Source organism: Clostridium amazonense (genome assembly GCF_056431285.1).
In genome coordinates this window covers 200,884-214,601 of record NZ_JBWKMH010000023.1, presented here as the reverse complement: position 1 = coordinate 214,601, position 13,718 = coordinate 200,884, and the positions used below count along the sequence as shown (strand labels likewise).

Here is a 13,718-nt window from a genome sequence, read left to right as displayed (position 1 = left end):
TACATATTTCTTTTAAAAGTAAATTTTCTATTAACATAAAAATAAAGCCAACTCATACTATGATGAAATTGACTTTATTTTTATGTTAATTTAATTATATTTGTTATTGAAGTTTGCTTAATTCAACTGCAAGTCTTGCTCCAACTTTTGCATTGTTATAAACTAATTCTATATTAGCATCTAAGCTCTTTCCTTTAGTTATATCTTTTACTTTTGATAATAAGAATGGAGTTGACTCTTTTCCTCTTATACCTTTTTCATCAGCTTCTTTAACTGCATTTTCTATAGCAGTTGTTATTTCATCATAATCCATTGCAAATTCACTTGGAATTGGATTTGCAACTACTGCTCCACCTTTTAAGTCTAAATCCCATTTAGCTTTTAATGCACTAGCAAGTTCTTCTTCAGACTCAACTTTATAATCAACTTTGAATCCAGATTTTATTGTATAGAATGCTGGTAATTCTGCTGTTTTAAATCCAACTACTGGCACACCATGAGTTTCTAAGTACTCTAATGTTAAACCAATATCTAATATAGATTTACATCCTGCACATACTACTGCTACATTTGTTTTTGCAAGTTCTTCAAGATCTGCTGATATATCAAATGTTTCCTCAGCACCTCTATGTACTCCACCAATTCCACCTGTAGCAAATACTTTTATTCCTGCTAAATTTGCTAATATCATAGTTGATGCAACAGTTGTAGCTCCATCAAGTTTTTTGCTTACTATAAATGGTATGTCTCTTCTGCTTGTTTTTATAACATTTTCAGCCTTACCTAAGTATTCTATTTCTTCATTTGTTAATCCAACTTTTAATTTTCCACCAAGTATTGCTATTGTTGCTGGAATTGCTCCATTATCTCTTATTATTTTTTCCACATTTAAAGCTGTTTCAACATTTCTTGGGTATGGCATTCCGTGTGATATAATTGTAGATTCTAATGCTACTACTGGTTTACCTTCCTCTAATGCTTTTTTTACTTCTTCATTTATTTCTAAATACTTTTCTAACATAAAATTACATCTCCTTTAGTATACTATTTACATTTTCTAAATTAATATTTGGATTTATAGTGTTTTCATGACTTATTGCCATTTTTGAACATCCCATAGCAAAATTTATTGTATCTTCTATGGAATAATCTTTTATATAACTATATACAAGACCTGAAACGAATGCGTCTCCTGCTCCATTAGCATTTACAACTTTAGTTTCAGGTGGTTTAACAAATTTTTCAAAACCATCTGCATCATTATAATATATGCCTTCTTCTCCTAAAGATAAAAATACTCTCTTAACTCCTTTTTCTAAAAAGAAATTACTAACTTTTTTAAAATCATCATTTGAGTTAATTTCTATCCCTGATAACATTTCAGCTTCATATCTATTAGGTTTAATAGTATGAAACTTTCCTATTATATCTTTTACTTTTTTACTTTTTTCAGTAGAAACAGTATCTAAAAAGAACTCTGTTTCCTTAAAATTGTTTACAATATAGTCCATAACATCTTTAGGTATATTAGTATCAATCACTGCTACTCTTGAATTTTCTATTATGTTCCTCTTTTGTTTAATAAAATCAATAGACATATTAGAAAGTATATCCATTTCAGATATAGCAAGATGCATATCGTTAGATGAATCTAGTATAGACATATATACTGAAGAGTTATATCCTTTTAACTTTAAACTGTTTTCAAGGTCTATCCCTATATCTCTACATTCATTTAAAATTTTCATTCCATATATATCATCACCGATAGCTGTAATAAGTTTAGTGTTAACACCTAATCTCACTAAATTTTCTGCTATGTTTCTTCCAACTCCACCTAAGGACATTTTTATATTCCCTATATTAGAGTCTTTATATCTTAATTCATTTTGTGATATTCCAACTATATCTACATTTGCGCCACCAATAACTACTGCAAAATCTTCATCACTTACAATATAACCTTTTCCTTTTATATATCCTTTTTTTATCAAGTTTGTTATATGTACTGCTACAGAAGATCTTGTAATTTTTAGAATATCGCTTAATTCATTTTGTGATATAAGTGGATTACTCTTTATTAAATTTAAAATTTCTTCTTCTCTCTTTGTCATATCTTCACCTATATATTTGCTTATTATCTAAACATTTGTTTACGTTGATTTAATAATAACACCTTTCTTTAATAATTTCAACTACTTATTTTATTTTTTATGTATAATTTTAATATATTTACTTTTACTTACATATACTTAGAATATGAACTGGATAATCTATAGGGTTCCAAGTTTAAATTTAAAGTAATGTATTTCTCAAATGATAGTACTAATCTTACAGTTTATTCTATTATCATGTTTGGAACCAATTAACAGTTAGCAATTAACAATGATGGTTGATATTAATCACTTAGCTTTTAATATCTAAAAATAGAAATATAAAAAACTAGTTTTTATATTATTTTCAACTAATTTGTTATGCAAATTTAATAAAAAATCATTCTTTTAAATTGAGAATCAGTTAACGATGATGGTAAATATCTCTGGGGATTGAAATCCCAGCTACAATGTTTTATTTGCACTTCAAATAATATTTATCCATAAAAGTTCATTTTGGAGAATAAATTTCCCACTATAATATTCTTACTAACCATGGTTTTAATATTATCTATAACTATTACTTTGAATATTTTATAAAATTTATTTTTTATACTGGTATTTAAATAATTTCATTTTTCAACTTAAAATTCTATAGAATAAATTTAATTTTGTTAATATTTTTCTTTACTTTTTATTTAATATTTTTATATTGTTTAATACCTTTAAATATATGTTAATACCTATATTTACTTTAATATAATTTTAATTTTTCCTAAAATTCATGAAATATTTATCGTTTTTATAATCCTACAAATAAATTACTTATATATTTTGTTACTATAGAATTTAAATTCAAATGAATTTTAATAAATAGTCCTTGTTAAATTATTTTTATATTAATATAAAAATTTATCCCTACATATATATATGTAATTATATCTATAATTTTAATTTTTATATTTTACCTAATGACATTAATTTAATTGTATATTGATTATTTTAAATAATTAATATTATTGTATTTTTATAAGTGAACTTGTATTTTTTATAAAAAATAAAATTTTAGCATTTTAAACATATTTTTTTGTTTTTTTAAAAATTTTTATTAGATTTTTTTCTATTTTTTGTTTAAGTTTACTTTAGCTTTTGTTTTCTAGTAAATTTAAATATTATTTATATGTTTTTTACTTTTTTTGTATTTTTAATACCTTGTCATTTTATAATTAATAGCTAAAGAGTTTTCCTTTTACATTTTTCGTCACAAGTTAATATTATTGATAATTAAAAAAATTACCATTATTTTAACTTTTTATACAATATATTAAATTCAAGGTTTTACAAATTAGTTTATTTGCCTTATAATTTTACTTATACATACACTGAAAAATTTTTTAGGTGTTAAATTTGTTATTTTATAATATTAAAGGAGGGTTATTATGGGACTTTTTAGTTTCAAAGGTGGTATTCACCCACCACATGGGAAACATTTAAGCAAAGATACTGCAATTGAAAGCTTACTTCCCAAAAAAGATCTTATTTTTCCTATGAGTCAACATATAGGTGCACCTTGTGAACCTACTGTAAAAAAGGGAGACAGAGTACTTGTAGGTCAAAAAATCGGACAAGCAACAGGATTTGTTTCAGCTCCAATCCACTGTAGTGTATCTGGTACTGTTAAAGACATTAAACCAGTTCTAACTTCTAGTGGAAAAAAAGTAATGTCTGTTATAGTTGAAAACGACAACTTATATGAAAAAGTAGAAGTTACTCCTCATAAGGACTACAAATCACTTTCTAAAGATCAATTATTAGAAATAATAAAAGAAGGTGGTATCGTAGGTCTTGGTGGTGCATGCTTCCCTACTCATGTAAAACTTGCGCCAAAAACTGAAATAGACACAATTATAATAAACGGAGCAGAATGTGAACCTTATTTAACTTGTGACTATCGATTAATGGTTGAGAAACATTCTGAAATAATTGAAGGTTTAGAAATTCTAAAGCATATGTTTCCAAAAGCTAATATTTATATTGGTATTGAGGATAACAAAAGTGATGCAATATCAATTTTCAATTCTGCTTTAGAAGACACTAAAGGTATTGAAGTTAAATCTTTAAAAACTAAATACCCACAAGGTGCTGAAAAACAACTTATATATGCTACAACTAAAAGAATGGTTCCTACTGGAAAACTTCCAGCAGATGTAGGTTGTATAGTTCAAAACCTTGCAACAGTTTATGCTATACGTAATCTTGTTATAGATGGCATGCCATTAACTGAAAGAATTGTAACCGTTACAGGTGAAGCTATTACTACACCAAAAAATTTACTTGTTAAATTTGGTACTTCATTAACAGAATTAATAGATGCTTGTGGTGGTTTCAAACAAGATCCTGTTAAAGTGCTATCTGGTGGTCCAATGATGGGTATGTCTCTTATTTCTTTAGATATTCCTTCTATTAAAGGAACATCTGGAATACTTGCATTGACTAAAGATATGGCTGACTTATCAGAAGAATCTAGTTGTATAAGATGTGGAAGATGTGTAGAGGCTTGCCCTATGTTCCTTACACCTTATAAATTAAACAGCTATGTTTTAAGAGGAGAGTTTGAAGAATTTGAAAAATTAAATGGATTATCTTGTATAGAATGTGGTGCATGTTCTTACATTTGTCCAGCTAAAAGACACTTAACTCAAAGTTGTCGTGAAGGCAAACGTGTAGTAATGAACAATAGAAAGAAAAGTAAATAATTGAGGTGAATAAATATGTCTGAAAAGTTATTTACAGTATCATCATCTCCTCACATTAAGTCTAAAGAATCTGTTAACACTATAATGAGAGATGTTGTTATTGCTTTAATGCCTGCATTAATCGCAGGAGTTATATATTTAGGTATTGGTGCTCTTACAGTTACTGTTACCTGTGTAGTTTCATGTGTACTTTTTGAATATTTATTTCAAAGATTCACAAAAAGACCTATTAAGATTAAAGATTTAAGTGCTGTTGTTACAGGTATACTTTTAGCTTTCAATCTTCCGCCTACAGCTCCACTTTGGATGTGTGTTGTAGGAAGTGCAGTTGCTATAATTGTTGTTAAAGCCTTTTTTGGTGGAATTGGACAAAATATAGTAAACCCTGCATTACTTGCAAGAGCATTTTTACTATCTGCTTATCCTGGTCATATGACTAATTGGACTTTAGATGGTAAATCAACTGCTACACCACTTGCTATAGCAAAATATGGTGGTGCTTCAATGCCATCACTTACTGATGTATTCCTTGGAAACGTTGGTGGATGTATTGGTGAAATATCAGCACTTGCCTTACTTATAGGATTTGCTTATTTATTATATAGAAGAGTTATAACTTATCATATTCCTGTAGCATATATAGGAACTACATTAATCCTTACATTAATATTAGGATTTGTAGGAAGAGATGGTTTCTCTGTACAACAAGCTTTTGTTGAATTATTTTCAGGTGGTTTAATGTTAGGTGCAATCTTCATGGCTACTGATTATACTACTTCTCCTATGACTAAAACAGGACAAGTAATCTTTGGAGTGTGTTGTGGTATCTTAACAGCTGTAATACGTATATTTGGTGGATATGCTGAAGGTGTATCTTATTCAATATTAATTATGAACTTATTTGTACCTATAATAGATAAATATGTTAAGCCACGTGCGTTTGGGGAGGTAAAATAAGTGAAAGAGAATTTAAAATTAGGAATAATACTTCTTATAATAGCAGCTACTGCTGGGCTTATATTATCTGTTGCCCATTCAGTTACTATGAAACCTATTTTAGCTAAAGAAAAAGAAGAAAAGGAATCTGCTATGAAATTAGTTCTTCATGAGGCAGAATCATTTGAAACTGTTAAAATAGATGAATCTGAAGAAGTTCTTGGTGCCGAAGCTGGAATGAAAGATGGTAAAAACATCGGCTACTGCATAAATGTATCAAGTAAAGGATACGGTGGTCCTATCAACATGATGGTTGGTATATCAGAAGACGGAAAAATTGAAGGAGTTAAAATTTTATCATTAAGTGAAACTCCTGGTTTAGGTAGCAAAACTCAAGAACCTGAATTTATTGATCAATTTAAAGATAAACAAGCAGCTGAATTATCTGTAGTTAAAGATAATGCATCTTCTGACAATCAAATACAAGCTGTTTCTGGAGCTACTATAAGTTCAACAGCTGTAACAAATGGCGTTAATAATGCAATTAAATTATTTAACGACACTCTGAAAGGAGGCAAATAATTATGAGTAAATTTAATGAAAGATTAAAAACAGGTTTAATTATAGAAAACCCTGTATTTATACAAGTTTTGGCTATGTGCCCTACTCTTGCAACTACTAATAGTGTTAATAATGCAATCGGTATGGGACTTGCAGCAACAGCAGTTCTTATAGGATCAAATGCTGTTATATCATTACTTAGAAAATGTATACCTGATAAAATCAGAATACCAGCATTCATAGTTATTATTGCTAGTTTCGTTACTTTAATTCAATTTTTAGTACAAGGTTATTTACCAGAGTTATACAAATCTCTAGGATTATTTATTCCACTTATAGTTGTTAACTGTATAATTCTTGGAAGAGCTGAAGCTTATGCTTCTAAAAATAAAGTATCAGATTCTATATTCGATGCTATCGGTATGGGTCTTGGATTTACTTTAGCCTTAGTTATATTAGCCTCTGTAAGAGAAATATTAGGAGCTGGAACATTTGCAGGATTTAGAGTTCTACCTAGTTCTTATGAACCAGCAGGAATCATGCTTTTAGCTCCAGGAGCTTTCATGACTTTAGGAATACTATTAGCTGGATTAAATCAATTTAAAATTTCTAAAGCTAAAAAAGCTAAAAATTCTAAATAGAAGTAGAGAGGTGAACGGATTTGGAACTTTTTGCAATTTTTATAAGTGCATTACTAGTTAATAACGTAATATTATCTAAGTTCTTAGGAATATGTTCATTCCTTGGTGTTTCTAAAAAAACTGAAACTGCTAAAGGTATGGGACTTGCTGTTGTATTCGTTATGATACTAGCTTCAATAATTACTTACATTGTTAATAAATGTATATTAATTCCTTTAGACATTGGCTATTTATCTACACTTGCTTTTGTATTAGTTATAGCTGCGTTAGTTCAATTTGTTGAAATCGTTGTTAAAAAGACTAACCCTAGTCTTTATAAAGCTTTAGGTATATTTTTACCTCTTATAACAACAAACTGTGCTGTTCTTGGAATAGCCGTTTTAAACATGGACAATAACTATAATTTAATTGAAGCAGTTGTTAACTCTGCTGGTGCGGCCCTAGGTTATATGCTTGCTATAGTTTTACTTGCAGGACTTAGAGAAAGAATGGAAGAAAATACTGATATACCAGAAGCATTCAAAGGATTGCCTCTTGCATTAATAACTGCAGGAATTATGGCTATCGCATTCTTTGGATTCAATGGTCTTATATAAGGAGGTATTTTAATGGAAATTAAAGAAATACTATTTCCTGTATTAAGCCTTGGAGGTCTTGGTCTTTTATTTGGTTTATTACTTGGATTTGCTAACGATAAATTTAAAGTTGAGGTAGACGAAAGAATTCCTAAAGTTCGTGAATGTCTACCTGGTGCAAACTGTGGTTCTTGTGGATTTGCTGGTTGTGATGCTTATGCAGAAGCTGTTGTTAATGGTGAAGCTAAGCCTAACCTTTGTAATCCTGGTGGATCTTCTGCTGCTTCAAACATTTCAGAGATTTTAGGAATATCTGTTGAAATGGGAGATCCAGTTGTTGCTTATGTACATTGTAATGGAACATGTAATAATGCAAAAACAAAATCTATATATTATGGTGTAAAAGATTGTAATATGGCTATGAATACACCAGGAGCTGGTAACAAAAGTTGTGACTTTGGTTGCTTAGGTTTTGGTAGTTGCGTTAAAGCTTGTAAATTTGATGCTTTAGAAATAGTTGATGGAGTAGCAAAGGTTAATAAAGATAACTGTGTTGCTTGTGGTGCTTGCGTAAATGCATGCCCTAAGGGAATAATAAGTATTGTTCCTAAAGAAACTAAAGTACTAATTAACTGTAACTCTCATTCAAAAGGCAAAGAAGTTATGGATGCTTGTAGTGTAGGTTGTATTGGTTGTGGACTATGTGCTAAAAATTGTCCTAAAGAAGCTATCACAATGGTTAATAATCTTCCTGTTATAGATTATTCTAAATGTGTAAACTGTGGAATATGTGCTAATAAATGTCCTAAACATTGTATTGAAAACTTACGTAAACCAGTAAACAAAACTACTCCTACTGCGAAAGCTCCAGTAGCTAAAGTTGAAGCTACACCTAATGTTAAGAGTGAAAATAATGTTGAAGCTACAAAATCTACTGAAATTAAATCAGAACCTAAAGATGAAGTGAAAGTAGATATAAATGCTAAAACTAGTGAAGCTGTTGAAGTTAAGGAAATTGAAACTTCTAATGATAAAGAAAATAATTCAACTGAAGTTTCTCATCCTAATGAAGATAAACTAGAAAAATAATTAAACTCTATATTAGAAAAGAAAAACCTTTAGAATATTAAATATTCAAAGGTTTTTCTTTTAAATAAATTAGTATCTTATATATAGGGTTCCAAGCTAAAAAATGAAATTATTAAAATATTAAATGAGAATAGTGGTAGTAAAGGAAACAGTAATTCTTTAAAACGTTATTCATAAAAATTTTAAAGAATGATTTTTTATTAAATTTGCATAGCAAATTAGATTGAAAACAATATAAAAACATAGTTTTATAAAATATCCAAAGTAATAGTGATAGTTACTATTGAAACTATGATTAGTAAGAATATTATGATGGGGAATTTATTCTCCAAAATGAACTTTTTATGGATAAATATTATACTGATTTTATTTGAAGTACAAATAAAACATTATAGTGGGGATTTCAATCCCCGGGATATTCACCATAACTTTTCACTCTTCACTCTCACTTCTTACTTGGTTCCAAATACAAAATCAGGAACAAACTGTAAATTTAATAGTATCATTTGATAAAAAGATTACTTTAAATTTAAGCTTGAAGCCCTATAATTTTGCTTGCTTTTATAATTTTAAATATTAAAATGTACATAAAGAGTATTAAAGGAGGTTTTATTCTTGGAACAAGATGGTGTTGTAAAAAAAATTAATGGAGATACAGCAGATATAGCATTTATTAAAAAATCAGGTTGTGGTGGAAATTGTGGAAGTTGTAAATCCCCTTGCCCTTCTGATATTATTATAATTCCTGTAAAAAATACTTTAGATGCTAAAGTCGGTGATAAAATAAAAATTTCTGTAGGTAAGGAAGCTTTTTCTAATATGACTTTTTGGGCTTATGTGTTCCCTACTATTATGACTTTAATAGGACTAATTGGAAGTATGTTTTTATTTAAATCCTTAAACTTTAAAAACTATGAAGTTTTATCTGTTGTAGTTGGAATAATATTTTTAGTTATTTCCTTTTTAATTTCTTCTAAATTAAATAAAAAAGCTAAAGATGGAAGTTATAATTTTAAAATGATAAAAAAATTATAATATATTTTTGTATTTTAATAGTATAATTTTATTAAATAATATAAACTTTATTATATTTATTGTGTTAGATTTGACAGTTTTTTCTTTTAAGTATATACTTTATTTATCTTTATATAGTTAATTAAAGTATACTTTTAATTATATTAGAAACACTATATGAAGTAATACTATTTTACAAAAGTTTTAAATTTCGGAGGTTTACAATATGAATATTGCTTCAATGATTGATCATACTATTTTAAAGACAGATACTACTTTATCACAAGTTAAGAAAATATGTGATGAAGCTAAAGAATATAAATTCAAATCTGTTTGCGTTAATTCTTGTCACACTAAATTTGTATCTGATGAGTTAAAAGACTCTGGTGTTTTAGTTTGCACAGTTGTAGGGTTTCCTTTAGGCGCTATGGATGCAAAGGCTAAAGCTTTTGAAACAGCAAGAGCTATAGAGTTAGGTGCTAATGAAATAGACACTGTTATAAATATTGGTGCTTTAAAAGATAAAAACTATGATTTAGTTTTAAATGATATTAAAGAAGTTGTAGATACAGCTAAAGGAAAAGCTTTAGTTAAAGTTATAATTGAAACTTGTCTTTTAACTGATGAAGAAAAAGTTAAGGCTTGTGAACTTGCTGTTGAAGCTGGCGCTGACTTTGTTAAAACATCAACTGGATTTAGCACAGGTGGTTCAACTCCAGAAGACGTTAAGTTAATGAGAGAAACAGTAGGTCCTAACATAGGTGTTAAAGCATCTGGTGGTGTTAGATGTAAAGAAGATGCTATAAAAGTTATCGAAGCTGGTGCTTCTAGAATTGGAGCTAGTGCTTCTATTGCTATAGTAACTGATACTACTTCAAATTCTGATTATTAATATTTCAATATAAACAAAAACTTTCCTATATTAGGGAAGTTTTTTTTCATTTTATTATTTACATTTTAAAATATCTTTATAATTTTAAAATTTTCTAAACATTTTGATTATTCATAGATTGTTCAGTTTTCTTATAGTATAATAAAAAAAACTTAAAGTATTTCTTTTCCTTTATTAATTAGATATTTAATATCAAAATATGATATTAAATATCTAATTAATAAAATCTTTTACACGGGGATAAAAAGGGGGATTTATCTTGTCTAATTCGGAAAATACTTTTTTTAAAGTACTGATTGCTATTTTAAAGTTACTACCAGTAGTAGTTCTAGCGGTATTAATGCGGCTTGAATTTAATGTGTTAATAGCTGCACCACTTGCTACTATATGTGCTGCCTTAATAGCCTTTTTAACTGAAAAGTTAAAATTTAATGAGCTTATAGATTGTGCTGTAGATAATGTAAAAAATCTTCAATTAGTATTTTTTATATTAATGCTTGCATATGCTATGGCTGCAGTATTTATGTCTACAGGAGTTGGAGCTTCTATAGTTAACTTAGCATTAAAATTAGGACTTAATGCTAGAACTGTAGCTGTAACTGGATTTTTAGTAACTGCTATTTTATCAGTAGCAACTGGAACCTCTTGGGGAACATTTGCCGCTTGTGCTCCAATATTTTTATGGTTATCACATATAGTTGATGGAAATATTATATTAACTGTTTGTGCTATAGCTGGTGGTTCATGTTTTGGAGATAATATAGGTCTTATATCTGATACTACTATTGTTAGTTCTGGTATACAAAATGTTGAGGTCATTCATAGAATTAAACATCAAGGTGTTTGGTCTATAAGTTGTTTAATTATTACTGCAATCCTTTTCTATGTTGCAGGTATTGTTATGAAACTTCCAACAGATGTTTCAAATGCTAGTTTAGCTATTGATGCAATACCTAAAGAAGTTTGGGCAAATTTGGAGTTAAAAAAACCTGCTGCTATTGATCTTTTAAATCAAGTTAAATCTGGTGTTCCTTACTACATGGTAATACCACTAATCTTAGTTATTATTGCAGCTATAAAAGGAATTCCTACTTTAGCTTGTCTAGCCATAGGAATAATTTCTGCATTAATATTTGGACTATTTGCTGGAACAGTAACTAACTTAACAGAGTTTCTTGATTTAGTTCAAGGTGGTTTTGCTGAAGCAGGTGGTTGGGTTATTGTTATGATGATGTGGATTGCTGCATTTGGTGGAATAATGGCTAAAATGAAAGCCTTTGATCCGCTTTCTAAATTAGTAGTATTTCTTTCAAGAAATGTTCGTCAACTTATGTTTTGGAATGGAGTTCTTTCTATTGCTGGAAATGCACTTTTGGCCGATGAAATGGCTCAAATAGTTACAATAGGACCTATAATAAAGGAACTTGTTGATGATAATGTTGAAGGTGATGAAGAATCTATGTATACTCTTCATTTAAGAAATGCAACATTTTCAGATGCCTTAGGAGTATTTGGATCTCAATTAATTCCTTGGCATGTATACTTAACTTATTATGTAGGAATTGCAACAGCAGTGTATCCTTTGCATACCTTTACTGGAATGCAATTTTTAAAATATAACTTTATGGCCTTTGTAGCTGTAATTTCAATACTATTGCTTACTTTAACTGGATTAGACAGATTTATTCCTAAGTTTGCAATACCAAGAGAGCCAAAAGTTAGATTAAAAAAAAATAAATCACTTGCACATAATGAGCCTTCTAATTTTAATTAAATAAATTTATAAAAGAAGTAGAGATCTATCTGAGTATCTACTTCTTTTTCTCTTTATATAAAAAATGTCCTTAAAAAGAGAATATAATATAGGCTATTGCTTAAAATATATTTGTAACTCATTTTAGTCATTCAAAAGTAACATTTAAAATCAATTAAATTTTATAGAAAGGAGATACTTTATGAAAAACAAAAGATTAATCGCAATGATATCTTTATCTGTTATTTTAATTTCAAATTTTGCTAACAATACAGCCTTTGCTAAAACTACAACTGAAATGCCTGTTTTTGAAGATACTGTTCATGATAGCAATAGCGAAAATAAAAAGTGCGATACTAATGTAAATAATAATTGCATAGACTGGTGGATTGTGCCTAATAAAGACCATCAAACACCTAGAGTCAATACAGATATAAATTTTAAACTTGAAGATTATGATGCACACTATGTTGGTGATACCTCAAAAAAAGTATTATATCTTACATTTGATGAAGGCTATGAAAATGGCTATACTTCTAAAATACTAAATATATTGAAAGAAAATGATGTGAAAGCTATCTTTTTTGTAACTTTACCTTATGTAAAAGATAATCCAGATCTTATAAAGCGTATGGTTAATGAAGGACATATTGTAGGTAATCACTCACATCATCATCCTGCTATGCCTGATTATGCTGTAAATGAAGCAAAATTCAACAAAGAATTTTCAGATGTTGAAGATTTGTTTAAAGAAATTACAGGCACAGACATGCCTAAAGTTTTTAGACCACCAATGGGTAAATATTCTGAGAGAAGTTTAGCTATGACTAAAAATTTAGGCTATAAAACATTATTTTGGAGCTTTGCATATCACGATTGGGATATAAATAAGCAACCAAATCCTGATAATGCTAAAGAAAAAATTGTAAGCAATTTTCATGACGGCTCTGTAATGCTTATACATGCTGTTTCTAAAACTAATACAGAGATACTAGATTATGTATTAAAAGAAGCTAAAAATCAAGGTTATAGTTTTGAATTATTTCAATAAAATTTTATGAAAATAAAAAAGCACCTAAGGTGCTTTTTTATTAGTTATTCATTTCTTCTTCAAAAGACTTATCGTACGCTTCTACTACAGCTTGGAATTCTGCATCGTCTTCCACTTCTGTAAGCTCATATTTTTCGCCTTCTACATTTACGATTTTATATATAAACGCATCATCAGCATTATCAAGTGGTGCTAATAATAAATAAGTAGTACCATTTAATTCTATTCTATCAACTTCCTCTAATTCTATAACTTCATTAGTTTCTGGATCTATAAATTTCATTCTTTTCTTTAATTCCATTTTGTTTCTCCTTTTCTACTATAGGTTTCAATGTTATCCATTATATACTATTAAAT

At 28.5% G+C, this 13,718-nt stretch carries 12 protein-coding genes and 1 pseudogene; 10 read left to right on the top strand and 3 right to left on the bottom strand.

The features are described from left to right. Positions 1-103: 103 nt before the first annotated feature. The gene (locus tag AC07E4_RS09170) at positions 104-1,021 is read right to left on the bottom strand and encodes a pseudouridine-5'-phosphate glycosidase (RefSeq protein WP_040327308.1); all 918 of its coding nucleotides are present in this window, start codon (positions 1,019-1,021) and stop codon (positions 104-106) included. A gap of 4 nt (positions 1,022-1,025) precedes the next feature. Beyond that, positions 1,026-2,114 carry a PfkB family carbohydrate kinase gene (locus AC07E4_RS09165; RefSeq protein ID WP_040327307.1) on the bottom strand — a complete coding sequence of 363 codons (1,089 nt, stop codon included), beginning with the start codon at positions 2,112-2,114 and terminating at the stop codon, positions 1,026-1,028. A 1,418-nt stretch (positions 2,115-3,532) separates the two neighbouring features. Here AC07E4_RS09165 and rsxC point away from each other — a divergent pair. From rsxC to pdaA, 10 genes and pseudogenes are all read left to right on the top strand, one after another. Then, positions 3,533-4,849, top strand: coding sequence for an electron transport complex subunit RsxC (gene rsxC / locus AC07E4_RS09160; RefSeq protein ID WP_040327306.1), 1,317 nt, complete (start codon positions 3,533-3,535; stop codon positions 4,847-4,849). 15 nt (positions 4,850-4,864) lie between these two features. Beyond that, positions 4,865-5,806 (top strand): RnfABCDGE type electron transport complex subunit D, encoded by a 942-nt coding sequence (locus tag AC07E4_RS09155; protein WP_430828775.1) that lies wholly within the window; start codon positions 4,865-4,867, stop codon positions 5,804-5,806. Beyond that, positions 5,807-6,367, top strand: coding sequence for an RnfABCDGE type electron transport complex subunit G (locus AC07E4_RS09150; protein ID WP_051540118.1), 561 nt, complete (start codon positions 5,807-5,809; stop codon positions 6,365-6,367). Between the two features lie 2 nt (positions 6,368-6,369). After that, positions 6,370-6,987: an electron transport complex subunit RsxE gene (gene rsxE, locus AC07E4_RS09145; protein ID WP_040327304.1), complete on the top strand. Its 618-nt coding sequence runs from the start codon at positions 6,370-6,372 to the stop codon at positions 6,985-6,987. Between the two features lie 20 nt (positions 6,988-7,007). Beyond that, on the top strand, positions 7,008-7,583 hold the full coding sequence (rsxA, locus tag AC07E4_RS09140) for an electron transport complex subunit RsxA (protein ID WP_040327303.1): 576 nt from the start codon (positions 7,008-7,010) through the stop codon (positions 7,581-7,583). Between the two features lie 18 nt (positions 7,584-7,601). Then, a pseudogene (locus AC07E4_RS09135) lies at positions 7,602-8,381 on the top strand (RnfABCDGE type electron transport complex subunit B); the annotation flags it as partial. An 885-nt stretch (positions 8,382-9,266) separates the two neighbouring features. Then, positions 9,267-9,686 (top strand): SoxR reducing system RseC family protein, encoded by a 420-nt coding sequence (locus AC07E4_RS09130; protein WP_430828774.1) that lies wholly within the window; start codon positions 9,267-9,269, stop codon positions 9,684-9,686. A gap of 205 nt (positions 9,687-9,891) precedes the next feature. Continuing rightward, on the top strand, positions 9,892-10,557 hold the full coding sequence (gene deoC, locus AC07E4_RS09125) for a deoxyribose-phosphate aldolase (RefSeq protein ID WP_478216201.1): 666 nt from the start codon (positions 9,892-9,894) through the stop codon (positions 10,555-10,557). 259 nt (positions 10,558-10,816) lie between these two features. After that, complete coding sequence (locus tag AC07E4_RS09120; protein ID WP_242838401.1) at positions 10,817-12,331, top strand: Na+/H+ antiporter NhaC family protein; 1,515 nt, start codon at positions 10,817-10,819, stop codon at positions 12,329-12,331. Positions 12,332-12,512: 181 nt separating this feature from the next. Continuing rightward, a complete protein-coding gene (gene pdaA / locus AC07E4_RS09115; RefSeq protein WP_478216200.1) occupies positions 12,513-13,361 on the top strand; it encodes a delta-lactam-biosynthetic de-N-acetylase in 849 nt (282 codons plus the stop codon). A gap of 40 nt (positions 13,362-13,401) precedes the next feature. Here the strand turns inward: pdaA and AC07E4_RS09110 are convergent, their stop codons facing one another. Then, complete coding sequence (locus AC07E4_RS09110) at positions 13,402-13,662, bottom strand: DUF1292 domain-containing protein (protein ID WP_040327299.1); 261 nt, start codon at positions 13,660-13,662, stop codon at positions 13,402-13,404. Positions 13,663-13,718 lie beyond the last annotated feature (56 nt).